The organism is Methylobacterium phyllosphaerae, assembly GCF_001936175.1.
Taxonomy (GTDB): domain Bacteria; phylum Pseudomonadota; class Alphaproteobacteria; order Rhizobiales; family Beijerinckiaceae; genus Methylobacterium; species Methylobacterium fujisawaense.
Window position 1 is genome coordinate 1,960,861 of the sequence record NZ_CP015367.1, and the last position, 25,562, is coordinate 1,986,422.

A 25,562-nucleotide genomic window follows, 5' to 3' on the forward strand; every position below is an offset into this window, starting at 1 on the left:
TTCGATGCCCCGCACGCACGCGATCGAGGACTACCGCAACTTCGGCATCATGGCCCACATTGATGCCGGCAAGACCACGACGACCGAGCGGATCCTCTACTACACCGGAAAGTCCCATAAGATCGGCGAGGTCCATGAGGGCGCCGCCACCATGGACTGGATGGCGCAGGAGCAGGAGCGTGGCATCACGATCACCTCGGCTGCGACGACCTGCTTCTGGCGCGACAAGCGCCTGAACATCATCGACACCCCCGGCCACGTCGACTTTACCATCGAGGTCGAGCGCTCCCTGCGCGTGCTCGACGGCGCCGTGTGCGTGCTCGACGGCAACCAGGGCGTCGAGCCGCAGACCGAGACCGTGTGGCGCCAAGCCGACAAGTACGACGTGCCGCGCGTCGTGTTCGTCAACAAGATGGACAAGATCGGCGCCGACTTCTTCAAGTGCGTCGCCGACATCATCGACCGCGTCGCCGGCAAGCCCGTCTGCCTGCAGCTGCCGATCGGTGCCGAGTCCAGCTTCCAGGGCGTGATCGACCTCATCAAGATGAAGGCGATCGTCTGGACGGGTGAGGCGCTCGGCGCCAACTTCGACGAGACCGAGATCCCGGCCGACCTGAAGGATCAGGCTGTCGAGTACCGCACCAAGCTGGTCGAGGCCTGCGTCGAGCTCGACGACGAGGCGATGTCCGCCTACCTCGACGGCAGCGAGCCCGACGAGGCGACCATGCGCCGCCTGGTGCGCAAGGCCGTGCAGCTGCGCGCCTTCCACCCGGTGCTGTGCGGCTCGGCCTTCAAGAACAAGGGCGTGCAGCCGCTCCTCGACGCCGTCGTGGACTACCTGCCCTCCCCGGCCGATCGCGGCGAGATCAAGGGCATCGACTTCAAGACCGAGGAAGAGACCGTCCGTCACCCGACGGATTCGGATCCCTTCTCCATGCTCGCCTTCAAGATCATGGACGATCCCCACGTCGGCACGATCACCTTCTGCCGCGTGTACTCGGGCAAGGTCGAGACCAGCGCCAACGTGCTGAACTCGTCGCGCGACAAGAAGGAGCGCGTCGGCCGCATGCTCCTGATGCACGCCAACAACCGTGAGGACATCAAGGAGGCCTTCGCGGGCGACATCGTCGCCCTGGCCGGCCTCAAGGATACCCGCACGGGCGACACCCTCTGCGATCCGCAGAAGGCCGTGATCCTCGAGAAGATGGAGTTCCCCGAGCCCGTCATCGAGATCGCCGTCGAGCCGAAGTCGAAGGCCGATCAGGAGAAGCTCGGCATCGCGCTCTCGAAGCTCGCCGCCGAGGATCCGTCCTTCCGCGTGTCCACGGACCAGGAATCCGGCCAGACCATCCTCCGGGGGATGGGCGAGCTCCACCTGGACATCAAGGTCGACATCCTGCGCCGCACCTACAAGGTCGACGCGAATATCGGCCAGCCGCAGGTGGCCTACCGCGAGAAGCTGACCCGCCGCCAGGAGATCGACTACACGCACAAGAAGCAGACCGGCGGTACCGGCCAGTTTGCCCGCGTGAAGTTCGTGGTCGAGCCGAACGAGCCGGGCGCCGGCTTCCAGTTCGAGTCGAAGATCGTCGGGGGCGCGGTGCCGAAGGAGTACATCCCGGGCGTCGAGAAAGGCCTCAACTCGGTCCTGGGCGCGGGCGTCCTCGCCGGCTTCCCGGTGGTCGACGTGAAGGTCGAGCTGATCGACGGCGCCTACCACGACGTCGACTCCTCGGCGCTGGCCTTCGAGATCGCGTCCCGTGCAGCCCTCCGTGAGGCCTTGCAGAAGGGCGGCTCGGTCCTGCTCGAGCCGGTGATGAAGGTCGAGGTCGTCTCGCCGGAAGAGTACACCGGCTCGGTCATCGGCGACCTGAACTCCCGCCGCGGCCAGATCCAGGGTCAGGACATGCGCGGCAACGCCAACGTCATCAACGCGATGGTGCCGCTGGCCAACATGTTCGGCTACGTGAACAACCTGCGCTCCATGTCGCAGGGCCGGGCGAACTTCACCATGCAGTTCGACCACTACGAAGAGGTGCCGCGCGGCGAGGCCGACAAGGTCATCGCCAAGTACGCCTAAGGCTTCGGCCTGAGGCATCTCTTCTTCCGCAACGCTAATTCGAATCTAGGAGGCTCTGATGGGCAAGGAAAAGTTCTCCCGCACCAAGCCGCACTGCAACATTGGCACGATTGGTCACGTTGACCACGGCAAGACGTCGTTGACGGCGGCGATCACGAAGGTTCTGGCGGAGACGGGCGGGGCGACGTTCACGGCCTACGACCAGATCGACAAGGCTCCGGAGGAGAAGGCGCGCGGGATCACGATTTCGACGGCGCACGTGGAGTACGAGACGCAGAACCGTCACTACGCGCACGTGGATTGCCCCGGGCACGCCGACTACGTGAAGAACATGATCACGGGCGCGGCGCAGATGGACGGCGCGATCCTGGTGGTTTCGGCGGCCGACGGCCCGATGCCGCAGACCCGCGAGCACATCCTTCTGGCGCGCCAGGTCGGCGTTCCGGCGCTGGTGGTGTTCCTCAACAAGGTCGACATGGTCGACGACGAGGAGCTCCTGGAGCTGGTCGAGCTGGAGGTGCGCGAGCTCCTGTCGAAGTACGACTTCCCCGGCGACGACATCCCGATCACCAAGGGCTCGGCGCTGATGGCGCTTGAGGACAAGGAGCCGAAGATCGGCAAGGAGGCGGTGCTGGCGCTGATGGCGACGGTGGATGCCTACATCCCGCAGCCGGAGCGTCCGATCGACCTGCCGTTCCTGATGCCGATCGAGGACGTGTTCTCGATCTCGGGCCGCGGCACGGTGGTGACGGGTCGCGTCGAGCGCGGCATCGTCAAGGTCGGCGAGACGGTGGAGATCGTCGGCATCCGCGACACGCAGACCACGACGGTCACGGGCGTGGAGATGTTCCGCAAGCTGCTCGACCAGGGCCAGGCGGGCGACAACGTCGGCGTGCTGCTGCGCGGCACGAAGCGCGAGGACGTGGAGCGCGGCCAGGTCGTGTGCAAGCCAGGTTCGGTGAAGCCGCACGCCAAGTTCAAGGCCGAGGCCTACATCCTGACCAAGGAAGAGGGCGGCCGCCACACGCCGTTCTTCACCAACTACCGGCCGCAGTTCTACTTCCGGACCACCGACGTGACCGGGATCGTGACGCTGCCCGAGGGCACCGAGATGGTGATGCCGGGCGACAACGTGACCATGGACGTGGCGCTGATCGTGCCGGTGGCCATGGAGGAGAAGCTGCGCTTCGCCATCCGCGAGGGCGGCCGCACCGTCGGTGCCGGCGTCGTCGCCGCCATCAACGATTGAGCTCGAGCAAGCATCCTTAGCAGGGCGCGGCGGGGTCAAGGCCCCGCACACCCCGCCGTCCCTCTCAAGGTTCCAGGATCATGAACGGTCAGAACATCCGTATTCGCCTGAAGGCGTTCGATCACCGCATCCTCGATGCGTCGACCAAGGAGATCGTCTCCACGGCCCGGCGCACCGGCGCGACCATCCGGGGTCCGATCCCGCTCCCGACGCATATCGAGAAGTTCACCGTGAACCGCTCGCCGCACATCGACAAGAAGTCGCGCGAGCAGTTCGAGATGCGCACGCACAAGCGTGTGCTCGATATCGTCGATCCGACGCCGCAGACCGTGGACGCGCTGATGAAGCTCGACCTCGCCGCTGGCGTGGACGTGGAGATCAAGCTCTGAGTCCGCTGAGGACTTAGAGCTTACCGTTTCATCGCGCGAGGGAGAGAACCTATGCGCTCAGGCGTCATCGCACAGAAGGTCGGCATGACCCGCGTCTTTACGGACGCGGGGGAGCATGTCCCCGTCACGGTGCTCAAGATCGACCAGTGCCAGGTGGTTGCCCACCGCACCGTCGAGAAGAACGGCTACGTTGCGCTGCAGGTCGGCGTCGGCAAGGCCAAGGTCAAGAACGTCTCGGCCGCCGAGCGGGGCCGCTTCGCGGTCGCGAAGGTCGAGCCGAAGAAGAAGCTCGCCGAGTTCCGCGTGTCCGAGGACGCGCTGATCCCGGTCGGCGCCGAGATCACCGCGGACCACTTCATCCCCGGCCAGTTCGTGGATGTCACCGGCACGACGACCGGTAAGGGCTTCGCCGGCGGTATCAAGCGCTGGAACTTCGGCGGTCTGCGCGCCACCCACGGCGTGTCGATCTCGCACCGCTCGATCGGTTCGACCGGTGGTCGTCAGGATCCCGGCAAGACCTTCAAGAACAAGAAGATGCCGGGTCACCTCGGCGTCGAGCGGGTCACGACCCAGAACCTGCGCGTCGTGCGCACCGATCCCGAGCGTGGCCTCATCCTCGTCGAGGGCGCGGTTCCGGGCGTGGCCGGCGGCTGGATCCAAATCCGCGACGCGGTGAAGCGCAAGCTCCCCGCCGACGTTCCGCTGCCGGGCAAGTTCCGTGAGAACGGCGCGTCCGCCCCGGCTCCCGAGGCCGCTGCGGCTGAGGAGACCGCGTGATGAAGCTCGATATCAAAACCCTCGACGGTGCCGGTGCCGGCTCGGTCGAGCTCAACGAAGAGATCTTCGGGCTCGAGCCGCGCGCCGACCTGCTGCAGCGCATGGTCCGCTGGCAGCTCGCCAAGCGGCGCGCCGGCACCCATGCCGTGCAGAACCGCTCGGACGTGAACCGGACCCGCAAGAAGCTGTACAAGCAGAAGGGCACCGGCAACGCCCGTCACGGCGCGGCCTCGGCGCCGCAGTTCCGCGGCGGCGGCCGGGCCTTCGGCCCGGTGCCGCGTGACCACAGCCACGACCTGCCCAAGAAGGTCCGTGCGCTGGCTCTGCGTCATGCCCTGTCGGCCAAGGCCAAGGCCTCGACCCTGATCGTCGTCGACGACATCAAGATCGAGGATCACAAGACCAAGGGTCTCGTCGAGCGCTTCGGCAAGATGGGCCTCTCGAACGCGCTGATCATCGGCGGGGCCGAGGTCGACGTGAATTTCGGCCGGGCCGCCCGCGCCATCCCGCAGATCGACGTGCTGCCCGTGCAGGGCATCAACGTCTACGACATCCTGCGCCGCGACACGCTCGTCCTGACGAAGGCCGCCGTCGACGCGCTGGAGGAGCGTTTCAAATGAGTGCCGATCCGCGCCACTACGACATCGTCGTCTCCCCGGTCATCACCGAGAAGGCGACGAACCTGACCGAGCAGAACAAGGTCGTGTTCCGGGTCGCCCCCAAGGCGACCAAGCCTCAGATCAAGGAGGCCGTGGAGAAGCTGTTCGACGTCAAGGTCACGGCCGTGAACACCCTTGTCACCAAGGGAAAGAAGAAGATTTTCCGCGGCCTCCGCGGACAGCGCTCCGACGTGAAGAAGGCGATCGTGACCCTGGCCGAGGGCCACACGATCGACGTCACGACCGGGCTCTGAGGACGGGTTTTAGGGATCCAAGCCGATGGCCTTGAAGACATTCAAACCGGTCACGCCGAGCCTGCGCCAGCTCGTGCTCGTCGACCGCCGTGAGCTCTACAAGGGCAAGCCGGTGAAGGCGCTGACGGAGGGCAAGTCGTCCTCCGGCGGCCGGAACAACCTCGGCCGCATCACCGTCCGCTTCCGCGGCGGCGGCCACAAGCGCGTGCTGCGCAACGTCGACTTCAAGCGGCGCGAGCAGCTCGGCGTCGCCGCAACCGTGGAGCGGATCGAGTACGATCCGAACCGCACGGCGTTCATCGCGCTGATCAACTTCCCCGACGGGAAGCAGAGCTATATCCTGGCCCCGCAGCGTCTGCAGCCGGGCGACAAGGTGGTGGCCGGCGAGAGCGTCGACATCAAGCCGGGCAACGCTGCTCCGGTCGGCTCGATGCCGGTGGGCACGATCGTCCACAATGTCGAGCTGAAGATCGGCAAGGGCGGCGCGATCGCCCGCTCGGCCGGCAACTACGCGCAGATCGTGGGCCGCGACCAGGGCTACGTGACCCTGCGCCTGAACTCCGGCGAGCAGCGCCTGGTCCATGGCCAGTGCTTCGCCAGCGTCGGCGCGGTCTCGAACCCGGACCACATGAACATCTCGCTCGGCAAGGCCGGGCGCAACCGTTGGCTCGGCAAGCGCCCGCACAACCGCGGTGTGGCGATGAACCCGGTCGACCATCCGCACGGCGGCGGCGAGGGTCGCACCTCGGGCGGCCGCAACCCGGTCACGCCCTGGGGCGTGCCCACCAAGGGGAAGAAGACCCGGTCCAACAAGCGGACCGACGTGTTCATCCTGTCCAGCCGCCACAACCGCAAGAAGTAATCGCTATGGCACGCTCTCTCTGGAAGGGGCCGTTCGTCGACGGCTACCTCTTCAAGAAGGCCGAGGCGGCGCGGGGCTCCTCGCGTTCCGAGGTCATCAAGATCTGGAGCCGCCGCTCCACGATCCTTCCGCAGTTCGTCGGGCTCACCTTCGGTGTGCACAACGGGCAGAAGCACATCCCGGTCTACGTCACCGAGGAGATGGTCGGTCACAAGTTCGGCGAGTTCTCGCCGACCCGCACCTTCCCGGGCCACGCGGCCGACAAGAAGGCGAAGAGGCGCTGAGATGGGCAAGCAAGCCACCCCCCGCGCGCTCCCCGAGAACGAGGCGAAGGCCGTCGCGCGCATGCTGCGCGTCAGCCCGCAGAAGCTCAACCTCGTGGCGCAGATGATCCGCGGCAAGAAGGTCGACACGGCGCTCGCCGAGCTGCAGTTCTCGCGCAAGCGGATCTCCACCGAGGTCAAGAAGTGCCTCGAGAGCGCCATCGCCAACGCCGAGAACAACCACGACCTGGACGTGGACGATCTCGTCGTCTCCCAGGCCTTCGTGGGCAAGGCGCTGGTTCTCAAGCGTTTCCACGCCCGCGCCCGCGGCCGCGGTGCGCGCATCCTGAAGCCCTTCTCGAACCTCACCATCGTGGTTCGCGAAGTCCGCCAGGCCGAAGCGGCCTGAGGAGGATCTGATGGGCCAGAAAGTCAATCCGATCGGTCTCCGGCTCGGCATCAACCGGACCTGGGACTCCCGCTGGTTCGCCAACAAGGGCGACTATGCGAAGCTCATGCACGAGGACGTCGCGATCCGCGCCGCCCTCATGAAGCAGCTCAAGCAGGCGGCGGTCTCCAAGATCGTCATCGAGCGTCCGCACCGGAAGTGCCGCGTCACCATCCACTCGGGCCGTCCGGGCGTGGTGATCGGCAAGAAGGGCGCGGATATCGAGAAGCTGCGCAAGCTCGTCGGCACGATGACCAAGGCCGACGTGACCATCAACATCGTCGAGGTGCGCAAGCCCGAGATCGACGCCACCCTGGTGGCCGACTCGATCGCCCAGCAGCTCGAGCGCCGCGTCGCCTTCCGGCGCGCCATGAAGCGGGCCGTCCAGTCGGCCATGCGTCTGGGCGCCGAGGGCATCCGGATCAACTGCTCGGGTCGTCTCGGCGGCGCCGAGATCGCCCGCCAGGAATGGTACCGCGAGGGCCGGGTCCCGCTGCACACGCTGCGTGCGGACGTGGATTACGGCACGGCCACGGCGTTCACGACCTACGGCACCTGCGGCATCAAGGTGTGGGTGTTCAAGGGCGAGATCCTTGAGCACGATCCGATGGCTCAGGATAAGAAGGCCCAGGAAGAGGGCGGCCGCTCCGGCGGACGCCGTGAGCGCGATGGCGAGGGCGGCCGCGAGCGCGGACGCCGCGAGCGCGAGCACGCGTAAGGTAGGAAGCCATGCTGCAACCGAAAAAGACCCGCTTCCGCAAGCAGTTCAAGGGCCGCATCCACGGTGCGGCCAAGGGCGGCTTCGAGCTGAACTTCGGCCAGTTCGGCCTGAAGGCGGTGGAGCCTGAGCGCATCACCGCCCGCCAGATCGAGGCGGCCCGCCGCGCGATCACCCGCGAGATGAAGCGCCAGGGCCGCGTCTGGATCCGGGTGTTCCCGGATGTGCCGGTCTCGTCGAAGCCGACCGAGGTCCGCATGGGCTCCGGTAAGGGCGCCCCGGACTATTGGGCGGCCCGGGTCCATCCCGGCCGGATCATGTTCGAGGTCGACGGCGTTGCCGAGAACATCGCCAAGGAGGCGCTCCGCCTCGGCGCCGCGAAGCTTCCGATCCGCACGCGGGTCGTCCAGCGCATCGCCGACTGAACGGAGGATATCGTGAAGTCGACCCAGAGAGTGTCTGATCTCAAGGCCCTGTCGCCGGATCAGCTGAATGACGAGTTGATCAACCTCAAGAAGGAGCAGTTCAACCTGCGCTTCCAGGGGGCCACCGGCCAGCTCGAGAACGTCGCCCGCGTCCGTGAGGTCCGTCGCGACATCGCCCGTGTCCGGACGCTGCAGCGCGCGAAGACGCTGCAGGCGGCCAAGAGCTGATACGGGCCGCTAGGAGAACACCATGCCGAAGCGCATCCTGCAGGGCACCGTCGTTAGCGACAAGGGTGAGAAGACCATCGTGGTCAAGGTGGAGCGCCGCTTCACCCACCCGGTGATGAAGAAGACCGTCCGTCGCTCGAAGAACTACCACGCGCACGACGAGGCGAATGTCGCCAAGGTCGGGCAGACGGTGTTCATCGAGGAGTGCCGTCCCTTCTCGAAGACCAAGACCTGGAAGCTGGTCGAGGGCGATGCCGCCCAGGCCGAGGCCGGCGAGGCCGCCTGATCCTGGGATCCCGGCGGCTGCGGTCTCCGCATCCGCCTGATCCCGGTCCGCGACGCTGTGGGATGGCCCCCGAGACGGGTCCATTCCTGGGTCGCGGCATGACCGGTTCGACGAACGCCCGGACGCAATTCGACTCGCAAGAGCCGGATTCGTGCCGGGCTTCGTCGTTTCGGCATCCTGCGATCTGAATGCGTGTGCAGGCGCCGACGTGAAGCGCGGAGGTCTCTGTCGGGACCGCCGCTCGCCGCGGTGGCGTCGCATACGGGTTGGGGGCGTGCCTGTTTGGTGGTGCCCCAACTCTGCGTCGAGGATCTCTGAGGCCGCGGCCGAGTCTGGACGTCCGCTTCTTTCGTATTCCGCTATCGATCGGTGCCTTGGGCCCAAAACAATACCCCATGGCGATCCTGCGATCGCCATGGGGCTCGGTCTCAAGGGATCGGGCGCCGGACTTGGTCCACCGCCCGGTCTTCGGATCAGGCTTCGCCCTCGTCGAGATCGTCGGCGGTCGGGGTCGCGTTTTCCAGGATCTTCTCGGCGACCAAGCCGGAATTCTGCCGGATGGAGCCCTCGATTTCGGCGGCGATCTTCGGGTTGTCGCGCAGGAAGCCCTTCGCGTTCTCGCGGCCCTGGCCGAGGCGCTGGCTGTTATACGAGAACCAGGCGCCTGACTTCTCGACGATGCCAGCCTTCACGCCGAGGTCGATCAGCTCACCGACCTTCGACACGCCCTCGCCGAACATGATGTCGAACTCGACCTGCTTGAACGGCGGCGCGACCTTGTTCTTCACCACCTTGACGCGGACCTGGTTGCCGATCGCCTCGTCGCGATCCTTCAGGGTCGAGATGCGGCGGATGTCGAGGCGCACCGAGGCGTAGAACTTCAGGGCGTTGCCGCCCGTGGTGGTCTCGGGGCTGCCGTACATCACGCCGATCTTCATCCGGATCTGGTTGATGAAGATGACCATGCAGTTCGAGCGTGAGATCGAGCCGGTCAACTTGCGCAGGGCCTGGCTCATCAAACGGGCCTGAAGGCCCGGCTGGCTCTCGCCCATCTCGCCCTCGATCTCGGCGCGCGGGGTCAGCGCGGCCACCGAGTCGACCACCAGCACGTCGATGGCGCCGGAGCGCACCAGCGTGTCGGTGATCTCCAGGGCCTGCTCGCCCGTATCGGGCTGCGAGATCAGCAGGTCGTCGAGGTTGACGCCGAGCTTGCGGGCATAGACCGGATCGAGGGCGTGCTCGGCATCCACGAAGGCGCAGACGCCGCCCTTCTTCTGGGCCTCCGCGATGGTGTGGAGCGCCAGCGTCGTCTTGCCGGACGATTCGGGGCCGTAGATCTCGATCACCCGGCCGCGCGGGAGGCCGCCGACGCCGAGGGCGATGTCGAGGCCCAGCGATCCGGTCGAGACGGTCTCGACCTCCTGAACCTTGTCGTTCTTGCCGAGCCGCATGATCGAGCCCTTGCCGAAGGCGCGCTCGATCTGAGCCAGGGCGGCGTCAATGGCCTTGGACTTGTCCTTGTCCACGGGGGGCATGTCGACCACTTTCAATGCGGGCTGGGCCATCTGGCGGGCTCCTTATGAAGGGGTTGGACGCAGTTCACAACGCGCGTCCCCACCGCCTTCATGTACCTGTTTTGTTCTATTTCGACAAGGGCGGTACCGTGGGTTGTGCATAGCCTGCCGGCGCCACCGATGCGGTTCAGGGCGAACCGCGGCCTCCGGCGCACCGATCCGTCGGGGGCATGCCCGGGATCCGGTGCCGCACTCCGTTCAGGGTCTGAACACGGTGGGCGGCATCGGATGCCGGATTTCGCAGGGAAGGGCCGGGACGCTGCCATCGACAACGCCATCGACGCCGTTCAATCGGCCATCGTCTTCTTCACGGTCTCGACGAGCTGCTTCAGACTGAAGGGCTTCGGCAGGAAGTTGAAGGTCTCCCCCTCCGGCAGGTTCTTGCGGAAGGCGTCCTCGGCGTAGCCGGAGACGAAGATCACCTTTAGGTCGGGCTGATGCTTGCGCACCTCCCGCAGCAGGGTCGGGCCGTCCATCTCGGGCATGACGACGTCGGAGACGACGAGGTCGATCGGCTGGGTGCCCTCGCGGACGATCGCCAGGGCCTCGAGGCCGGAGGCCGCCTCCAGGACCGTGTAGCCGCGGGCCGAGAGGGCGCGGCTGTTGACCGCCCGGACGGGATCCTCGTCCTCCACGAGCAGGATGGTGCCCTGCCCCGTATGATCCGCGGCGGGCTTGCGCGGCGCCGGCTTGTCGGCCGTGGCCGGAGCCGGTGCACTCCGCGGTGCGCCGGCATCGCCCGGCTCGGCAGCCGGCCGCGGCGACCCGGAGACCGGCGCGAGCGGCTCCGCGCGCGGGAGCGCCGGCACCGCAGCCGGGGTCGGAACCTCCTCCGGTTCGGCCACGGGCACATGCCGCGGCAGGTAGATGCGGAAGGCGGTCCCCTCCCCGATCGTCGACTGCACGTCGATGGTGCCGCCCGATTGCTTGACGATGCCGAACACCGTCGACAGGCCGAGTCCGGTGCCCTTGCCGATCTCCTTGGTGGTGAAGAACGGCTCGAAGATCTTCTCCATCAGCTCGGGGGGGATGCCCTGGCCGGTGTCGCGCACCTCGATCAGCACGTGGTCGCCGGCCGGTGCCCCGCCGCGTCCCTCCGCATCGGAGGCCGCCCCCGGATCCAAGACGTTCTCCGTCCGGATCATCAGCTTGCCGCCCTCCGGCATGGCGTCGCGGGCGTTGACCGCGAGATTGACGATCACCTGCTCGAACTGGTTGACGTCGGCCTTCACGGGCCAGACCTCGCGGCCGTGCTTCAGCTCCAGGGCGACCCGCTCGCCGAGCAGGCGCTTGAGCAGGAGAGTGAGTTCGGAGAGCGCCTCTCCGACATTCATCACCTCCGGACGCAGGGTCTGCCTCCGGGAGAACGCCAGGAGCTGGCGGACGAGGCCCGCCGCCCGGTTGGCGTTCTGCTTGATCTGCATGATGTCCTGGAAGGCCGGGTCGGTCGGCCGATGACTCGCCAGAAGCAGGTCCGAGTACCCGATGATCGCCTGCAGCACGTTGTTGAAGTCGTGCGCGATGCCGCCCGCGAGCTGGCCGACCGCGTTCATCTTCTGGGCCTGGGCGACCTGCTGCTCCAGTTGCCGCTGCGCCGTCGTGTCGAGGGCGTACAGGATCACCCGCTCGGCCTCGTCGGTCTGCTGCCCCGGATCGCCGCCGTCGGCGGGGCTGAGCCAGACCCGGGCCGAGCGGCCGCCGGGCCCGGTCAGCTGGACCTCGATGGGTTCCGGATCGGTCCGACCGCTCGCCGCCCGGGCGAGCCCGGCCTCCAGGGCGGTCCGGTCGGCCACGGAATCGGCGACGTTCGGCTCGACCCGGGTCGCGCCGTCACCGTCGAAGGCGCCGTCATCGGCCTGGCGCGGCACCGTGCCGAACAGCCGGGTGAACGAGGCGTTGGCCCGGGCGATGCAGCCGGTCCGGTCGAGGGTCGCGATCGCGATCGGCGAGTTGTTGAGGAAGCGGGCGAGGCGCACCTCGGCGGCGCGCTGCGGCTCGTCGGTCTCGGCCCCGGCCGAGCGGTTGATCACGAAGGTCCGCGACGAGCCGGGCTTGCCGTCCTTGCCGAAGGCGACCCGGTGGTAGAGCCGCACCGGCAGGGTGTGGCCGTTGCGGCGGCGCAGGTCGAGGTCGAAGCGGTCGGTGCGGACCTCGCCGGGCAGGCCGGCGGTGCGCACGAGAACATCCGCCTCCGGGGCGATCTCGGTGAGATGCGGCCCGCCGGGGCCGACGCTGGCGAGATCGTAACCCAGCCAGGCGGCGAGCGTCGCGTTCATGTAGACGATGGCGCCGGCCGGATCGATCGACAGGAAGCCCGCCGGGGCGTGGTCGAGGTAGTCGATGGCGTGCTGGAGTTCCTGGAAGACGTTCTCCTGCCGCTCGCGCTCGGCGGTGATGTCGGCCACCGTCCAGAGCGAGGCCGCCCGGCGCGGACGCGCAAGGGGCCGCACCGAGACGCGGTACCACCCGAAGCCGCGCTCGCCGACCGTCGGCCCGAGGGGCGGCGACATCCGGACTTCCTCGGTATGGGCTCTGGCATCGCGCGAGGCCTGCGACAGGCGGTAGACCGCCTCGGAGACCTCCGGAGAGCCGACGAGGATGCGCTCCACCGGCACGAGGTTCGAGAACGTGTCGCCGCTGGCGATCCGCAGATAGGCCTCGTTGGCGTAGATCAGCCGGCCCCCCTCCTCGACGACCAGCTTGCCGTCCGGCGAGGCGTCGACGATCCCCTTGGTGATGTCGTCCCGGGCCGCGCTGCCGCTGAGCTGGAGCGCCCCGATGGCGAGGGCGAACAGGAAGAACACGCCCGCCATGGCCAGCAGGGCCAGCAGCCAGACGATCAGCGACTGGGCCTGCTCGTTGGCCACGAAGGACAGGCCGATGGCGGCGCCGACCAGCAGCCCGGCGAGCACGAGGAGCAGGCCGACCCGGCCCGGCTGCTCCGACCGGTCGATCGAGCCGGTGCCCAGCAGGGCGGACGCCTGCGAGACCGGAGGCCCCGAATTCTGCGGGCCCGCGGCAGGCGCCGGAGGTCCAGTGACGTCGGCCATCGGCTTCATTCCAGAACAGTCACCCGGTTGGTCAGCCGGCCATATCAGGACATGCGGGGCGCGGCACCACTCTCGTCGCGACAAGCCTTGATACAGCCTCGCGAAAAAAGGTGGAGGAAGCGTGGCTTTCCGTCGGCTCCGGCCCGCGGCATCGCGCGGTTGCTAGGCCGCCCGCCTCCGCAGGCGCAGCACGAACCCGATGACCTCCGCCACCGCGCGGTAGTGCTCGGCCGGGATCTCCCCGTCGATCTCTACAGTGGCGTGGAGCGCCCGGGCGAGGGGCGGATTCTCGATCACCGCGACGCCGTGCTCGGCCGCCACCGCGCGGATGCGCAGGGCCAGGGCGTCGACGCCCTTGGCGACGCAGATCGGCGCCGCCATGCCGGTCTCGTAGCGCAGCGCCACCGCGTAGTGGGTCGGGTTCGTCACCACCACGGTGGCGGTCGGCACCGCGGCCATCATGCGCTTCTTCACGCGGGCCATCCGCAACTGCCTCAGGCGGCCCTTGACCTCCGGGTTGCCCTCGGACTCCTTCATCTCCTGCTTGAGCTCTTCCTTCGACATCCGGTGACGCTTGCGCCAGCGGAACCGCGCGTAGAGGGCATCACCCAGGGTGATCGCGAGATGCATGCACAGCATGCCGGCGAGCAGCTTCAGGCTGAGGGTCAGGATCGCCGGCAGGGAGGCGGCCGGGTCCAGGCGGGCGAACACCTCCAGCCGGTCGCGGTCGTTCCACAGCAGCACCGCGCCGACGACGCCCACGGCGCCGATCTTGGCCAAGCCCTTGCCGAACTGGAACAGGGCCTCGACGCCGAGGAGGCGCTTCACGCCCGCCATCGGCGACAGGCGCGAGAATTTCGGCATCAGCGTCTCGGTGGAGAAGACCAGCGGGTGCTGCAGGAGTCCCGCGGCCAGTCCGGCCACGACGGCCAGACCCACCGGCACGGCCACCGCCTGGAGCCACAGCCACAGGCCGCGCGTCATGGCCGCCTTCATCGCCGTGGCGTCGTCCGGCAGGGCATGGGCGTTGGCGAGGTAGGCCTTGAGGCCGTGCAGGAGGTTCGTGGCGATGCTCGGGGCCGCGACCAGCAGGGTCAGGGTGAACGCCCCCAGCATCGCGAAGGTGTTGATCTCGGTGCTGGTCGCGACGTCGCCGCGCTCGATGGCCTGATCGAGCCGCCGTTGGGACGGCTCCTCGGTCTTGTCCTCGTCGTCGGTATCGTCGGCCATCTCGCTTCGCTCTCAGCGCGGACGGGTGATCGGGGCGCGGGCGGTCCGGCCGCTCAGCGGCCGACGTAATCCCCGAGATACCGGCCCAGATCGTCCAGGAAGACGCCCATCATGACGCCGAGGCAGCCCATCAGCAGCAGCATGCCGATCAGCACCGAGGCCGGGACCGCCAGGAAGAACACCTGCAATTGCGGCATCAGCCGCGACAGCACCCCGAGACCCAGATTGAACAGGATCCCGAAGGCGATGAACGGGCCGGAGATCTGGACCGCCAGGGTGAAGCCCCGGGCCAGCGCCTTCGTGGCCAGCATCAGCGCGTCCGAGAAGGACGGCACGCCGTCGGGGGGCAGAACCTCGTAGCTGCGGGCCACGCCCTCGATGGCGAGATGATGCAGATCCGCGGCGAAGATCAGCGTGATCCCGAGCAGCGACAGGAAGTTGCCGATCGCCACCTGCTGGCCGCCCTGGTTCGGATCCACCGTCATGGCGTAGGACAGGCCGACCTGTGCCGCGATGATCACACCGGCGGTCTGAAGGGCCGCAAGGATCATGCGCACCGTCAGGCCGAGCACCAGCCCGATGATCGTCTCCCCGAACAGGAGCCCGATCAGCCGCGGGCCGGCCACGCCCTCGGTCCCGCCCAGCAGCGGACGCACGGTCGGGAACAGCACCAGGGCGGTGAGCAGCGCGAAGGCGAGGCGCAGGCGCGGCGGCACCGTCTGCTCGCCGATCCCCGGCATCAGCATGATCAGCGTGCCGATGCGCGCGAAGGTGATCAGGTAGGCCGAGGCGATGCCGGGCAGGAGCAGGTTCATCGCGGCCTCTATGGCACGCGTGGGCCGCGCCTGTCCCGGCCGGGGCGGGCATCAGCCGCCGGCCGCGATGCGGGCGGCGATGCGGGTCATGTAGCCGGCCATGGCGTCGCCGATGAAGGGCAGCATCAGCAGGAGCGCGGCGAACACCGCCACGATCTTGGGCACGTAGATCAGCGTCTGTTCCTGGATCTGGGTCAGGGCCTGGACCAGGGAGACCGCGAGCCCGACCGCCAGGGCGACCAGCATCAGGGGCCCGGCCACCTTGAGGAACACGAAGATGCCGTCGCGGGCGACGTCGAGGATGGCGAGGCCGGTCATGGGGATGCGATCTGTACGGAGGGCGCGGGCGGCGGAATCGGCGAGGGACCGGGCCGCCGTTCAGATCTGCATGCGCATGATCTCCTCGTAGGCGGAGATCATGCGGTCGCGCACCGCCACCATGGTCTGCAGGGCGGTCTCGCTCTCGGCCACCGCGGTGACCACGTCCACGACATTGGCCTTGCCGGCGGCGGCCGAGACGGCCTGCGTGTCGGCCCGCCGGCCGGCATCGCCGACGCTGTCCAGGGTCTGCCCGAGGAGCTGCATGAAGTCGCTGCCGGTCCCGGTCGTCGGCTGGACCCGGGGCGCGGGCCGGCCGCCGGCGAGGCCCTGAACGGCCGCGTAGGCACCCGCCGCGAAGTTGCTCGAAGCCATCGCCATGCGTCCTTGCTATGCGTCCTGCAGGCTCACTTCAGGATGCCGAGGGTCTGTGCCAGCATCTTGCGGGTGGCGCTGATCATGTTGAGGTTCGCCTCGTAGGAGCGCTGGGCCTCGCGCAGGTCCATGTTCTCGATCTGCGCATTGACGTTGGGCATCTGCACCACGCCCTGGGCGTCGGCCGCGGGATTGCCCGGCTCGTACTTCGTCCGGAAGGCCGACGGGTCGCGCCTGACGCGCCCGGCCTCGACGAGCCTTGCGCCGGTCTCGTCGTCGAGATGGCTGGTGAAGGTCGGGATCTTGCGCCGGTAGGGCTGCGCCCCGGCGGAGGCCGGCGCGGAATCGGCGTTGGCGATGTTCTCGGCGATGATGCGCATCCGGCCGGACTGGGCCTTGAGGCCCGCCGCCGCCACCGCCAGTGACTTGGTGAATTCCATGGCTCAGGCCCCTCCTGCTGCCGTGACCGTGCGGCCGTCGGCGCTCCCCCCTCGGTCGTCGCGCATCAGCTCTTGCCGATCGCGATCTTCAGGGTGGTCAGGCTGTGCTGATAGAGCGAGGCGGCGAGTTGGTAGTCCGACTGGTTCTCGCCGGCCTTCATCATCTCGTCCTCGAGGTTGACGCCGTTGCCGCTCGGGCGGACCTCGAAGCCCTTGGCGCGCTTTGAATCGGCCCCGACCGTCTGACCGGCGGGCGCCATGTGGCCCGGGCTCGTCAGCGTCAGGCCGGTCGCGGTGGCGGCCAGCGTACCGGTCGCCCGGTCGAAGCGCGGCTCCACGAGGTCGCGGGGCTTGAACCCCGGCATGTCGGCATTGGCCACGTTCTCGGCGATCACGCCCTGGCGCGCCTGCGCCCATTGCATCCGCGTGCGCAGCATGCTCAGCACGGGCAGATCGGTGAGAGCCAAGGTCGCCTCCGGGATGGCGTGGCCGCGCCGGAACGAGCGGGCTCGGCAAAATCTGCCGTGCGCATGGTTAACGGTGCGTTAAGCCCGCGATCAGGGACGACCGGTCTGCGGATCGGCCGCGGGATCGCGGCTGTCGCGCCGGCGCGGGCCGCCGGGCCCGAAGCGGCGGCAGCCTTTACCGCGGACGAAGGACCGTCCGGCCTCGGATCCGCTGACCCGGCGGCTTATCCCCGCCCTACTGTCTTGATCGCGTTCAATTAAAAGGTCTGTTAACGAACTCTTAACGTCGTTTGCCTTGCCGCCCCCCCGGCGTGGTATGGACAAGTCCGTGCCGGCGCGCACCCGCGGCGGTCGGAACCTGCGAGTGCGTAACCTTGCGATGGCTACAATCCGTGTTCGGCTCTGACGGCTCCCCTATCATCCAGTACATCGTGATCTTCGCCGTCATCTTCACGGCGCTCGCGGCCATCGTGTTCACGGTGCGTCGGCTCACCGGCCGGAGCCTGGCGCTGCCGGGGCGTTCCGGAGGCCGTGGGCGCCAGCCGCGGCTGGGGATCGTCGACGTGTACGAACTCGACCGCGCCCGGCAGCTGATCCTGCTGCGCCGGGACAATGTCGAGCACCTGCTGCTCGTGGGCGGCCCCAACGACGTCGTGGTCGAGCGCAACATCCAGCGCGGCCAGCGGCCGTTGCCCGAAGCGTCCATCCGGCCGGAGTCGGCCTCCGAGCCGCTGGACGAGCCGCTCCCGGATCCCCTCGTCCAGGGCGGTCGCCTGCCCGAACCGCCCCGGGTCCTGCCCGAATCCGGCGGGCGCCGCGCGGAACCGCTGTTCGATCCGGGCTTCGAGATGCCGGTGGTCGTGCCGCCGCCGGTCCCGCGCTCCGCCGCCGCCCCGCCCATCACGCTGCCCCTCGATGCGGCGTTGCTCGGCGGCGACGAGCCCGGTCAGGATGTTTCCGCCCCGCTGACGGCCGCCCCGCCCCCGCCCTCACCCGACATGCTGGTGCCGCCGCCGGTGGAACTGCCCGCGCCGCCGGCGCGCGAGCCGACGACGCCGCGGCGGATCCTCAGCCGGACCGCGCCGCCGCTGGTCGAGCCGCGGCCCGGTCCAGCCTCCGAGCGCAAACCCGACGGGTCCGCGGTCGAGGCGGAGCCCGCCCGTCCGGCGCCGAGCCTCGCGGTCCCGTCCGAGCGCAAGTCCGTCGATCCGGGGGTACTGTCCGACATGGCGCGGCAGCTCCAGGCCGCCCTGTCTCGGTCGTCTTCGGCCGTGACGCCGCCGCCGCCCGTGCCATCGCCCGCCGTGCCGGAGGGCGTCGATCCGCTCGCCGCCGCGATGGCGAGCGCGCCGCTCGATCCGGTGTCGCCGCCGGTGCCGCCGCCGGTTGTTCCGCAGGAGGCCCCGCCGCCCCCGGCGCCGGTCCCGCCCAAACCCGTGCTGCCGCCGGCGATGCCCAAGGCCGCCCCCGTCCCGCCGCCGCCTTCTTCCGCGCCGCCCGAAGCGAAGTCTGCCGGCAATCCGTTCTCCGTGGAGGAGATCGAGGCCGAGTTCGCGCGCCTCCTGGGTCGTCCCCTCGACAAGCGGAGCTGAACGCACCCGTTTCGGCCGAGCCGTCGCGCGGCCGGGGTCGCAGGTCGCAGGCCGACGTAACGATCCGTCGGTCTCGGCGCCGCCCGGCACGGTTCCGACCGAACTTTCCCAGCCGGTTTTCGAGGGCGGCAGACGCGGCGATTGACGTTTGGTTAACCGTCTTCCCGGACGCTCGACCTCCGAGGAGATCGCAATGCTCGCGCTGGATGCTGAAACGGCTCACCGGAGCCGCGCGTACCGGACATTCAGGCTCGACCGGGCCGGGCGCGTCCGCGCGGCCGAGATCCTGTCCGCCGAGGACGACACGCAGGCGCGCCGCCGCGCCCGGGCGATGGTTCAGCGCGACCCGATCGAGCTGTGGGAGCGGACCCGGTTTCTCGGGCGCTTCGAGCCGGTCGTGCAGGGGGGCGCCGATCGTCCGGCGCCCTGAGGCCGGCCTCGGCCGGACCGCGCGGCGGAGTCTCCGCGGCGGCGTGACCGGTCAGCGATCGGCGGTTTCCGGCATCGCGAGGACGGCCAGGAAGCTGAGGATCGCGGCGCCCGACAGATAGAACCCGACGAATCCGATCCCGCCATAGGCCGCGAGTTCCTGCGCGATGTAGGGCGCGCCCGAGGCGCCCAGGATCCCCGCGAGATTGTAGGTGACCGAGGCGCCGGTGTAGCGCACCCGCGTCGGGAACAGTTCGGGCAGCACGGCGCCCATCGGCCCGAACACCCAGCCCATCGTCAGAAGGCTGAGGCAGAGGAAGCCCAGGACGGGCGGCCACGTGCCGCTGCCGGCGGCGTGGCCCAGCATCGGCCCCATGAGGAAGCCCAGCAGGAACGTCACGGCCATGCCGGAGAGCAGCACCGGCCTGCGTCCGAAGCGGTCGGCCCCGGCACCCGACACCACGGTGCCGAGCGCCATGAAGCAGACCGCGATGCACTCGAACAGCAGGAAGGTCGGCCGGCTGTACCCGAGCGTGCCGGTGCCGAAGCCGAGGGCGAATACGGTGGAGAGGTAGAACACCGCGTAGACCGCCACCATCGCGAAGGTGCCGACCAGGACGGCGCGCCCATGCTGGGTCAGCATGGTGGCGAAGGGTACGCGCTCCGGCCGCGCCTCGCTGAGCGCCGCCTTGAAGGCCGGCGTCTCGGTCAGCTTCAGACGGACGTAGAGCCCCACTCCGACCAGGACGGCCGAGGCCAGGAACGGCAGACGCCAGCCCCAGGCCTGGAAGCTTTCGGGGGACAGGCCGAAGCTGAGGGCGAGGAAGCCGAGATTGGCCAGGATGAAGCCGACCGGCGCGCCGAGCTGCGGAAAGATGCCGTACCACGCGCGCCGGCCCGGCGGCGCGTTCTCGACCGCCAGCAGGGCGGCGCCGCCCCATTCGCCGCCGAACCCGATGCCCTGGCCGCAGCGCAGGATGCAGAGCGCCGCCGGCGCCCACCAGCCCGCGACCGCATAGGTCGGCAGGCAGCCGATCAGGACCGTGGAGAGGCCCATGATCAACAGGGAGGCCACCAGGGTCGCCTTGCGGCCGACGCGGTCGCCGAAATGCCCGAACAGGGCCGCGCCCACCGGCCGCGCGAGGAACGCGATCGCGAAGGTCGCGAAGGCGCTGAGCTGCTGCACGCCCGGGGCGCCGGCGGGGAAGAAGACCGGCCCGATCACGAGGGCGGTGGCGGTGGCGTAGATGTAGAAGTCGAAGAACTCGATGGCGGTGCCGACGAAACTCGCGGCGAGAATCCGGCCGGCGCTCGGCGTGGCGTGCGTCGAGCCCGCGGTGTCGATGGTCTGCAACATGATCGGGATGGGAGAGGAGGAATCCGGGTCGGTTGCGGCGCTTTCGCACGAGGCGGCGCGAGCGGATACCCCGGTTTCGGCATGGGCACCCGACATGGGCGCGGAGGTCGCTGTGCGGCGCACCAGCGGCGGCCTTGCGTTCCCCGGTCCCGTTCGCCAAGCTGAACGGCCATATTCCGCGACGGCTGCCGGCCGCGGCGCCGTCCACATCACTTGAGTATTGCGATGAGAGTCACTGTCGAGCGCGCGGCCCTACTCAGGTCGCTCGGCCACGTGCACCGGGTCGTCGAGCGCCGCAACACGATCCCGATCCTGTCGAACGTGCTCCTGCGGGCGGAAGGCTCGGGGCTCCAGCTGCGGGCGACGGATCTCGACATCGAGGTGACCGAGAGCGTGCCGGCCGACGTGGCGGATGCCGGCGCCACCACGGTGCCGGCGCACGTAATCTACGACATCGTGCGCAAGCTCCCCGACGGCGCGCAGGTCTCCCTGGAGACCGGCGGCGAGTCCGGCCAGATGACGATCCGGTCCGGACGCTCGCGCTTCGCCCTCGGCGCCCTGCCGGAGGGCGACTTCCCGGATCTTGCCGCCGGCGAGATGCCGCACGGCTTCGAGATCGCCGCCGCCGACCTGAAGCGGCTGATCGAGAAGACCCAGTTCGCGATCTCCACCGAGGAGACCCGCTACTACCTCAACGGCATCTACCTGCACACGCTGGAGACCGAGGGCGGACCCGTGATGCGGGCCGTGGCCACCGACGGCCACCGGCTCGCCCGCGTCGAGATCCCGGCCCCGCAGGGCAGTGTCGGCATGCCGGGGGTGATCGTGCCCCGCAAGGCGGTCGCCGAGATCCAGAAGCTCCTTGACGACGGCGGCGAGACCGTCGCGGTCGACCTGTCGCCCGCCAAGATCCGCCTGCGCTTCGCGGGTGGCCTGACCCTCATCTCCAAGCTGATCGACGGCACCTTCCCGGATTACCAGCGGGTGATCCCGGCCAACAACGACAAGCGGCTGACCGTGGAGCGCGACGCCTTCGCCAAGGCGGTGGACCGGGTCTCGACGATCTCGTCGGAGCGCGGGCGCGCGGTGAAGCTCGGGCTCGCCGAGGGGCGCCTCGCGCTCTCGGTGAACAACCCGGATTCGGGCAGCGCCACCGAGGAGCTCGATGTCGACTACGAGGCCGCCAACCTCGATATCGGCTTCAACGCCCGCTACCTGCTCGACATCACCGCGCAGCTCGAGGGCGACACCGCCTTGTTCAAGCTCGCCGACCCGGGCTCCCCGACCCTGATCCAGGATCGCGAGGGCGCGCCGGCGCTGTACGTGCTGATGCCGATGCGGGTGTGAGTCTGCCGCGGCACGTCCTGGTCCTGCCCTCGCCCTGAGGTGCCGGAGCGTAGCGGAGGCCTCGCAGGAGGTCTCCAGATGGCGACACGGGTTCTGGAGCACTCCTTCGAGGGCCGCCGACGCGGGCACCTCGGGATGCGGTAGTTGGATGGGATGTCAGACAAGAAGGGACGGTTGAGCGCGGTGCGGCTCGACCTCCGGGTTCCCCGATGAGCGATGTCCTCGATCCGCGGGTCGAGCCCAACGGGTCGGATCTGCGCGTCACACGCCTGATCGCCCGTGATTTCCGCAACCACGCCGATCTCGAGCTCACCCCCGGGGCGCGGTTCGTGGCGCTGGTCGGGGAGAACGGCGCGGGCAAGACCAACCTGCTCGAGGCGATCTCGCTGTTCGTGCCGGGAAGGGGCCTGCGCCGGGCGGAATTCGCCGCGATGGCGCGCAACGGCGGTCCGGGGGGCTTCGCCGTGTCCCTCACCCTCGATCGAGAGGGCTCCGAGCACCGACTCGGCACGGGGCTGGAGCCGCCGGGCCCCGACGGGCGGACGAGCCGGCTCTGCCGGATCGACGGCGCCACCGCCGCCTCGCCGGTGGCGTTCAGCGAGTTCCTGCGGGTGGTCTGGCTGACCCCCGACCTCGACGGGCTGTTCCGCGGCGCGGCCGGGGACCGGCGGCGGTTCCTCGACCGTCTCGTGCTGGCCGTCGATGCCGCGCACGGCGCCCGGGTCTCCGCGATGGAGCGGGCCCTGCGCTCGCGCAACCGCCTGCTGGACGAGCGCCCCGACGACGACCGCTGGCTCGACGCGGTGGAGCGGGAGGTCGCCGAGCTGGGCGTCGCCGTGGCCCTCGCCCGGCGCGAGACCGCCGAGCGCCTCGACCGGCTGATCGCCGAGACCCGGGACGACGCGCAGCCCTTCCCCTGGGCCTCCATCCGGCTCGAAGGCGATCTCGACGATCTCGTCGCGGTCTGGCCGGCCATCGAGGCGGAGGACCGCTACCGCCTCGCCCTGCGCAACGGTCGCCACCGGGACCGGGCCGCCGGGCGCACCCTGATCGGGCCGCAGAGCAGCGACCTCGTGGTCCGCCACGGTCCCAAGGACGTGCCCGCGGGCACGGCGTCCACGGGGGAGCAGAAGGCGCTCTTGATCGGGCTCGTGCTCGCCCATGCGCGGCTCGTGCGCGCCATGAGCGGCATCGCCCCGCTGATCCTCCTCGACGAGGTGGCGGCCCATCTCGACCCCCGCCGCCGGGCCGGCCTGTTCGAGGCCCTGGAGGCACTCCCGGGGCAGGTCTGGATGACCGGTGCCGACCCGGACGCCTTCGCCCAGGCCGGCGCACGGACCGAGGTGTTGCGGATCGGGGCCTGAGGCGGCCTCAGGCCGCCCGCACCGTGCTCAGGAAGCGGGCGACCTCCGCCCCGAGATGCTCGGACTGGCGCGACAGCTCGCCCGCCGCGCCCAGCACCTGGGCGGCGGCCGCGCCGGTTTCCTCGGAGGCTCTGGCGACGCCGGTGATGTTGCTGGTCACCTCGTCGGTTCCGGCCGCGGCCTGGGAGACGTTGCGGACGATCTCCTGCGTCGCCGCACCCTGCTCCTCGACGGCCGCCGCGATGGTGGTGGCCACCCCGTCGATCTCGCGGATGCGGCTGGCGATCGTCTCGATGGCCGTGACCGCCTGGCCGGTGACGCCCTGGATCTGTCCGATCTGCTGGCTGATCTCCTCGGTGGCCCGTGCGGTCTGGGCGGCGAGTTCCTTGACCTCGGCGGCGACCACCGCAAAGCCGCGGCCGGCATCCCCCGCGCGGGCCGCCTCGATCGTCGCGTTGAGCGCGAGCAGGTTGGTCTGCCCGGCGATGGTCGAGATCAGCCCGACCATGTCGCCGATGCGGGCCGAGGCTTGGCTCAGCGCCTGGACGAGATGCTGCGTCTGATCGGCCTCGCCCACCGCCGACTGGGCGAGCTGGGCCGAGCCGGAAACCTGCCGGCCGATCTCCTGCACCGACGAGCCCAGTTCCTCCGCGGCGGCCGCCACGGTCTGGACATTGGCGGAAGCTTCCTCGGCGGCGGCGGCCACGGTGGTGGACTGGCTGGCCGTCTCGGTGGCGCTCGCCGTCATGGTCTGGGCGGTGGCCTGGAGTTCGGTGGCCGAGGACGAGACCATCCCGACGATGCTGCCGACCGCCCGCTCGAACCCGTCCGCCAGCTCCAGCATGGTGCGCCTGCGCTCGGCGGCCGCGGCCTCGTCGGCAAGCCGCTTGACCTCGGCCTCCTCGGCGGCCTTGCGGGCGACCATGGCCTTGATGCCCTCCACCGCCTTGCCGACGGCGCCGACCTCGTCCTTGCGCGCCGCCTCCTTGATCTCGGCGTCGATCTCGCCCTGCGCCATCCGCTGCAGGACCATGACCAAACGATCGAGCGGGCGAGTGATGCCGACCGTCGCGACGAACACGGCCGCGATCAGTCCGGCGAGCAGCCCGAGGGCGCTGACGGTCATCAGGGCGCGGCGGGTGTCGTTGGTCTGGTCGGTCAGGTCGTCCGAGCCCTTCGCCATGTAAGCGCTGATGTCTTCGGCGAGCCTGTTGCCGTCCGCGAGCATGCCGGAAAAGACCGGGTCGATCGCCGAGTGGACCAGCGCGATGGCTTGGTCGTTCTGGTTGGAAGTGCCGAGCCGGCGAACCTCGCTGACGTCCCGGATGTAGCGCTCCATGCGTGCCGCCTGCTCGTCGATGCGCGCCGCGAAGCTCGGTGCGTGCGACCGGAAGACCGGCAGCAGTGCCTTCACCTCAGGCAGGACGGCCTCGAAGCCCTTGTTGGCATTCTGCATCTGGGACGGCTCGGTCTCCGCTATGACCCGGTACACGTAGTAATTGAGCTCGATCATCAGGCGGTTGAGCCGGCGCGCCTCGGCGACGGCGGCCGCCTCGTTGACGATGAAGTGGCTGTACCCGTCGTCGATCTTGGTCATCTGTGCCTGTGCATACCAGATGCATCCGCCGACGATCGTGATGATCAGGGTAATCACGGCCACCAGTTTCGGCAGAACCTTAATGTTGGACAAGCGTAACATGGCGGTCGTGCACCCGATCGGACTGGTTGGTCTGTGAAATAATCGATCCCGAAGCATTTGTAAGCATCATACGTAAAAAATCTATTAATACGATGGTGTTATCAAGATACAAACATCGGCAGATTTGAGATTGAAACTTTATAGATGGCGATGTTGTCGAATATCACTAATCTTTTCTCGAATAGGACATCGAGAAAGACAAATCCAAAGCGAATTGGCTGGCCAAACGCGCGAATTGGCGGTTGAAAAGCCCGGATGATGTCCTGCCGGTTTCCCCGCGTCCGGTGACGCCGACCCTCCGAGGGTGCGGCGCCGGACACCATCGGGGCCGCGGATCTGCAGTCGGGGCCGGCCCTTTTCGGCACGTGGGTCGGGCGCCACATAGGAGGCCCGGCGCGCCGCCCGCCCGCTCACGGAACCCACAGCATATGTCCAAGCCCGTCCACGCCATGATCCGCGTCCTCGAGGAGGAGCGCGCGCGCGACTACTATGCCCGCGCCTTCGGCCTGGAGGTCTCCGACCGGTTCGACTTCCCGGACTTCACCCTCGTCTACATGCGGGATCCGGCCTCGCCGTTCGAACTGGAGCTCACGGTGAACAAGGGCCGCGACAAGCCCTACGATCTCGGCGACGGCTACGGGCACATCGCCTTCGTGGTCGACGACGTGGAGGCCGAGCACGCCCGGCACCGGCGCGAAGGCTTCACGGCCACCGACGTCAAGACGCTCAAACACGGGGATGACGTGCTGGCGCGGTTCTTCTTCGCCACCGATCCGGACGGCTACAAAATCGAGGTCATCCAGCGCGGCGGCCGCTTCCTCTGACCGGTCCCGTGCACCCCGCCCTCCCCGACACGCATCCGAGATC

At 68.9% G+C, this 25,562-nt stretch carries 28 protein-coding genes; 18 read left to right on the top strand and 10 right to left on the bottom strand.

The window, feature by feature from the left end:
- Nucleotides 1-4 precede the first annotated feature (4 nt).
- The 13 genes from fusA to rpsQ all read left to right on the top strand — a co-directional run bounded on the left by fusA (nucleotide 5) and on the right by rpsQ (nucleotide 8,638).
- Nucleotides 5-2,080: an elongation factor G gene (gene fusA / locus MCBMB27_RS08660; RefSeq protein WP_043348274.1), complete on the top strand. Its 2,076-nt coding sequence runs from the start codon at nucleotides 5-7 to the stop codon at nucleotides 2,078-2,080.
- A gap of 58 nt (nucleotides 2,081-2,138) precedes the next feature.
- A complete protein-coding gene (tuf, locus tag MCBMB27_RS08665) occupies nucleotides 2,139-3,329 on the top strand; it encodes an elongation factor Tu (protein WP_043348276.1) in 1,191 nt (396 codons plus the stop codon).
- An 80-nt stretch (nucleotides 3,330-3,409) separates the two neighbouring features.
- Nucleotides 3,410-3,718, top strand: a complete 309-nt coding sequence (rpsJ, locus tag MCBMB27_RS08670; protein WP_043351245.1) for a 30S ribosomal protein S10 — start codon at nucleotides 3,410-3,412, stop codon at nucleotides 3,716-3,718.
- Between the two features lie 51 nt (nucleotides 3,719-3,769).
- Nucleotides 3,770-4,495, top strand: coding sequence for a 50S ribosomal protein L3 (gene rplC / locus MCBMB27_RS08675; protein ID WP_043351246.1), 726 nt, complete (start codon nucleotides 3,770-3,772; stop codon nucleotides 4,493-4,495).
- Nucleotides 4,495-5,115, top strand: a complete 621-nt coding sequence (rplD, locus tag MCBMB27_RS08680; RefSeq protein WP_043351248.1) for a 50S ribosomal protein L4 — start codon at nucleotides 4,495-4,497, stop codon at nucleotides 5,113-5,115. The genes rplC and rplD overlap by 1 nt, the downstream gene beginning before the upstream one ends.
- Nucleotides 5,112-5,408: a 50S ribosomal protein L23 gene (locus tag MCBMB27_RS08685; protein WP_012319188.1), complete on the top strand. Its 297-nt coding sequence runs from the start codon at nucleotides 5,112-5,114 to the stop codon at nucleotides 5,406-5,408. Before rplD ends, MCBMB27_RS08685 begins: the two co-directional genes overlap by 4 nt.
- 25 nt (nucleotides 5,409-5,433) lie before the next feature.
- Entirely contained in the window at nucleotides 5,434-6,270 is an 837-nt protein-coding gene (gene rplB / locus MCBMB27_RS08690; protein WP_020094256.1) for a 50S ribosomal protein L2, read from the top strand.
- 5 nt (nucleotides 6,271-6,275) lie between these two features.
- Nucleotides 6,276-6,554, top strand: a complete 279-nt coding sequence (gene rpsS / locus MCBMB27_RS08695; protein WP_012319190.1) for a 30S ribosomal protein S19 — start codon at nucleotides 6,276-6,278, stop codon at nucleotides 6,552-6,554.
- A 1-nt stretch (nucleotide 6,555) separates the two neighbouring features.
- Nucleotides 6,556-6,942, top strand: coding sequence for a 50S ribosomal protein L22 (gene rplV / locus MCBMB27_RS08700; protein WP_012319191.1), 387 nt, complete (start codon nucleotides 6,556-6,558; stop codon nucleotides 6,940-6,942).
- A 10-nt stretch (nucleotides 6,943-6,952) separates the two neighbouring features.
- Nucleotides 6,953-7,699 carry a 30S ribosomal protein S3 gene (rpsC, locus tag MCBMB27_RS08705; protein ID WP_012319192.1) on the top strand — a complete coding sequence of 249 codons (747 nt, stop codon included), beginning with the start codon at nucleotides 6,953-6,955 and terminating at the stop codon, nucleotides 7,697-7,699.
- An 11-nt stretch (nucleotides 7,700-7,710) separates the two neighbouring features.
- Nucleotides 7,711-8,124, top strand: a complete 414-nt coding sequence (gene rplP / locus MCBMB27_RS08710; protein WP_043384884.1) for a 50S ribosomal protein L16 — start codon at nucleotides 7,711-7,713, stop codon at nucleotides 8,122-8,124.
- Between the two features lie 12 nt (nucleotides 8,125-8,136).
- Nucleotides 8,137-8,352, top strand: coding sequence for a 50S ribosomal protein L29 (gene rpmC / locus MCBMB27_RS08715; RefSeq protein ID WP_043346669.1), 216 nt, complete (start codon nucleotides 8,137-8,139; stop codon nucleotides 8,350-8,352).
- Nucleotides 8,353-8,374: 22 nt separating this feature from the next.
- On the top strand, nucleotides 8,375-8,638 hold the full coding sequence (rpsQ, locus tag MCBMB27_RS08720; RefSeq protein WP_043346666.1) for a 30S ribosomal protein S17: 264 nt from the start codon (nucleotides 8,375-8,377) through the stop codon (nucleotides 8,636-8,638).
- Nucleotides 8,639-9,111: 473 nt separating this feature from the next.
- Here the strand turns inward: rpsQ and recA are convergent, their stop codons facing one another.
- The 8 genes from recA to flgB form a co-directional block, all read right to left on the bottom strand.
- Nucleotides 9,112-10,173: a recombinase RecA gene (gene recA, locus MCBMB27_RS08725; RefSeq protein WP_391526775.1), complete on the bottom strand. Its 1,062-nt coding sequence runs from the start codon at nucleotides 10,171-10,173 to the stop codon at nucleotides 9,112-9,114.
- Between the two features lie 326 nt (nucleotides 10,174-10,499).
- Nucleotides 10,500-13,262: a cell cycle histidine kinase CckA gene (gene cckA, locus MCBMB27_RS08730; protein WP_075381903.1), complete on the bottom strand. Its 2,763-nt coding sequence runs from the start codon at nucleotides 13,260-13,262 to the stop codon at nucleotides 10,500-10,502.
- Nucleotides 13,263-13,424: 162 nt separating this feature from the next.
- Complete coding sequence (flhB, locus tag MCBMB27_RS08735; RefSeq protein WP_043384892.1) at nucleotides 13,425-14,492, bottom strand: flagellar biosynthesis protein FlhB; 1,068 nt, start codon at nucleotides 14,490-14,492, stop codon at nucleotides 13,425-13,427.
- A 53-nt stretch (nucleotides 14,493-14,545) separates the two neighbouring features.
- Nucleotides 14,546-15,307 carry a flagellar biosynthetic protein FliR gene (gene fliR / locus MCBMB27_RS08740; RefSeq protein ID WP_043351488.1) on the bottom strand — a complete coding sequence of 254 codons (762 nt, stop codon included), beginning with the start codon at nucleotides 15,305-15,307 and terminating at the stop codon, nucleotides 14,546-14,548.
- 51 nt (nucleotides 15,308-15,358) lie between these two features.
- On the bottom strand, nucleotides 15,359-15,625 hold the full coding sequence (gene fliQ / locus MCBMB27_RS08745; RefSeq protein ID WP_043351489.1) for a flagellar biosynthesis protein FliQ: 267 nt from the start codon (nucleotides 15,623-15,625) through the stop codon (nucleotides 15,359-15,361).
- 60 nt (nucleotides 15,626-15,685) lie between these two features.
- The gene (gene fliE / locus MCBMB27_RS08750; RefSeq protein WP_043351496.1) at nucleotides 15,686-16,000 is read right to left on the bottom strand and encodes a flagellar hook-basal body complex protein FliE; all 315 of its coding nucleotides are present in this window, start codon (nucleotides 15,998-16,000) and stop codon (nucleotides 15,686-15,688) included.
- Nucleotides 16,001-16,032: 32 nt separating this feature from the next.
- Nucleotides 16,033-16,440 carry a flagellar basal body rod protein FlgC gene (gene flgC / locus MCBMB27_RS08755; RefSeq protein WP_043351491.1) on the bottom strand — a complete coding sequence of 136 codons (408 nt, stop codon included), beginning with the start codon at nucleotides 16,438-16,440 and terminating at the stop codon, nucleotides 16,033-16,035.
- A gap of 65 nt (nucleotides 16,441-16,505) precedes the next feature.
- The gene (gene flgB, locus MCBMB27_RS08760; protein ID WP_043351493.1) at nucleotides 16,506-16,907 is read right to left on the bottom strand and encodes a flagellar basal body rod protein FlgB; all 402 of its coding nucleotides are present in this window, start codon (nucleotides 16,905-16,907) and stop codon (nucleotides 16,506-16,508) included.
- 392 nt (nucleotides 16,908-17,299) lie between these two features.
- Here flgB and MCBMB27_RS08765 point away from each other — a divergent pair, with 392 nt between their 5' ends.
- Together MCBMB27_RS08765 and MCBMB27_RS08770 are read left to right on the top strand one after the other, a co-directional pair.
- Complete coding sequence (locus MCBMB27_RS08765; RefSeq protein WP_083683428.1) at nucleotides 17,300-18,499, top strand: hypothetical protein; 1,200 nt, start codon at nucleotides 17,300-17,302, stop codon at nucleotides 18,497-18,499.
- A gap of 193 nt (nucleotides 18,500-18,692) precedes the next feature.
- Nucleotides 18,693-18,929, top strand: coding sequence for a hypothetical protein (locus tag MCBMB27_RS08770; RefSeq protein WP_043384899.1), 237 nt, complete (start codon nucleotides 18,693-18,695; stop codon nucleotides 18,927-18,929).
- 51 nt (nucleotides 18,930-18,980) lie between these two features.
- Here MCBMB27_RS08770 and MCBMB27_RS08775 read toward each other — a convergent pair whose 3' ends face one another.
- The gene (locus MCBMB27_RS08775) at nucleotides 18,981-20,285 is read right to left on the bottom strand and encodes an MFS transporter (protein ID WP_075380238.1); all 1,305 of its coding nucleotides are present in this window, start codon (nucleotides 20,283-20,285) and stop codon (nucleotides 18,981-18,983) included.
- Nucleotides 20,286-20,510: 225 nt separating this feature from the next.
- Here MCBMB27_RS08775 and dnaN point away from each other — a divergent pair, with 225 nt between their 5' ends.
- On the top strand, nucleotides 20,511-21,632 hold the full coding sequence (gene dnaN, locus MCBMB27_RS08780; protein ID WP_043384901.1) for a DNA polymerase III subunit beta: 1,122 nt from the start codon (nucleotides 20,511-20,513) through the stop codon (nucleotides 21,630-21,632).
- Between the two features lie 209 nt (nucleotides 21,633-21,841).
- Nucleotides 21,842-22,996, top strand: a complete 1,155-nt coding sequence (gene recF, locus MCBMB27_RS08785) for a DNA replication/repair protein RecF (protein ID WP_051045120.1) — start codon at nucleotides 21,842-21,844, stop codon at nucleotides 22,994-22,996.
- A gap of 7 nt (nucleotides 22,997-23,003) precedes the next feature.
- On the opposite strand, the gene MCBMB27_RS08790 is transcribed toward recF, so the two are convergent.
- Complete coding sequence (locus MCBMB27_RS08790) at nucleotides 23,004-24,695, bottom strand: methyl-accepting chemotaxis protein (protein ID WP_075380239.1); 1,692 nt, start codon at nucleotides 24,693-24,695, stop codon at nucleotides 23,004-23,006.
- 428 nt (nucleotides 24,696-25,123) lie between these two features.
- On the opposite strand from MCBMB27_RS08790, the gene MCBMB27_RS08795 reads away from it, so the two are divergent.
- Nucleotides 25,124-25,519, top strand: a complete 396-nt coding sequence (locus MCBMB27_RS08795; protein ID WP_043384907.1) for a VOC family protein — start codon at nucleotides 25,124-25,126, stop codon at nucleotides 25,517-25,519.
- Nucleotides 25,520-25,562: the final 43 nt, after the last annotated feature.

Coding starts and splice junctions, on each gene's coding strand:
- fusA (WP_043348274.1), top strand. CDS start 5: ATGCCCCGCACGCACGCGATCGAGGACTACCGCAACTTCGGCATCATG.
- tuf (WP_043348276.1), top strand. CDS start 2,139: ATGGGCAAGGAAAAGTTCTCCCGCACCAAGCCGCACTGCAACATTGGC.
- rpsJ (WP_043351245.1), top strand. CDS start 3,410: ATGAACGGTCAGAACATCCGTATTCGCCTGAAGGCGTTCGATCACCGC.
- rplC (WP_043351246.1), top strand. CDS start 3,770: ATGCGCTCAGGCGTCATCGCACAGAAGGTCGGCATGACCCGCGTCTTT.
- rplD (WP_043351248.1), top strand. CDS start 4,495: ATGAAGCTCGATATCAAAACCCTCGACGGTGCCGGTGCCGGCTCGGTC.
- MCBMB27_RS08685 (WP_012319188.1), top strand. CDS start 5,112: ATGAGTGCCGATCCGCGCCACTACGACATCGTCGTCTCCCCGGTCATC.
- rplB (WP_020094256.1), top strand. CDS start 5,434: ATGGCCTTGAAGACATTCAAACCGGTCACGCCGAGCCTGCGCCAGCTC.
- rpsS (WP_012319190.1), top strand. CDS start 6,276: ATGGCACGCTCTCTCTGGAAGGGGCCGTTCGTCGACGGCTACCTCTTC.
- rplV (WP_012319191.1), top strand. CDS start 6,556: ATGGGCAAGCAAGCCACCCCCCGCGCGCTCCCCGAGAACGAGGCGAAG.
- rpsC (WP_012319192.1), top strand. CDS start 6,953: ATGGGCCAGAAAGTCAATCCGATCGGTCTCCGGCTCGGCATCAACCGG.
- rplP (WP_043384884.1), top strand. CDS start 7,711: ATGCTGCAACCGAAAAAGACCCGCTTCCGCAAGCAGTTCAAGGGCCGC.
- rpsQ (WP_043346666.1), top strand. CDS start 8,375: ATGCCGAAGCGCATCCTGCAGGGCACCGTCGTTAGCGACAAGGGTGAG.
- recA (WP_391526775.1), bottom strand. CDS start 10,173: ATGCCCCCCGTGGACAAGGACAAGTCCAAGGCCATTGACGCCGCCCTG.
- cckA (WP_075381903.1), bottom strand. CDS start 13,262: ATGGCCGACGTCACTGGACCTCCGGCGCCTGCCGCGGGCCCGCAGAAT.
- flhB (WP_043384892.1), bottom strand. CDS start 14,492: ATGGCCGACGATACCGACGACGAGGACAAGACCGAGGAGCCGTCCCAA.
- fliR (WP_043351488.1), bottom strand. CDS start 15,307: ATGAACCTGCTCCTGCCCGGCATCGCCTCGGCCTACCTGATCACCTTC.
- fliQ (WP_043351489.1), bottom strand. CDS start 15,625: ATGACCGGCCTCGCCATCCTCGACGTCGCCCGCGACGGCATCTTCGTG.
- fliE (WP_043351496.1), bottom strand. CDS start 16,000: ATGGCTTCGAGCAACTTCGCGGCGGGTGCCTACGCGGCCGTTCAGGGC.
- flgC (WP_043351491.1), bottom strand. CDS start 16,440: ATGGAATTCACCAAGTCACTGGCGGTGGCGGCGGCGGGCCTCAAGGCC.
- MCBMB27_RS08770 (WP_043384899.1), top strand. CDS start 18,693: ATGCTCGCGCTGGATGCTGAAACGGCTCACCGGAGCCGCGCGTACCGG.
- MCBMB27_RS08775 (WP_075380238.1), bottom strand. CDS start 20,285: ATGTTGCAGACCATCGACACCGCGGGCTCGACGCACGCCACGCCGAGC.
- dnaN (WP_043384901.1), top strand. CDS start 20,511: ATGAGAGTCACTGTCGAGCGCGCGGCCCTACTCAGGTCGCTCGGCCAC.
- recF (WP_051045120.1), top strand. CDS start 21,842: ATGAGCGATGTCCTCGATCCGCGGGTCGAGCCCAACGGGTCGGATCTG.
- MCBMB27_RS08790 (WP_075380239.1), bottom strand. CDS start 24,695: ATGTTACGCTTGTCCAACATTAAGGTTCTGCCGAAACTGGTGGCCGTG.
- MCBMB27_RS08795 (WP_043384907.1), top strand. CDS start 25,124: ATGTCCAAGCCCGTCCACGCCATGATCCGCGTCCTCGAGGAGGAGCGC.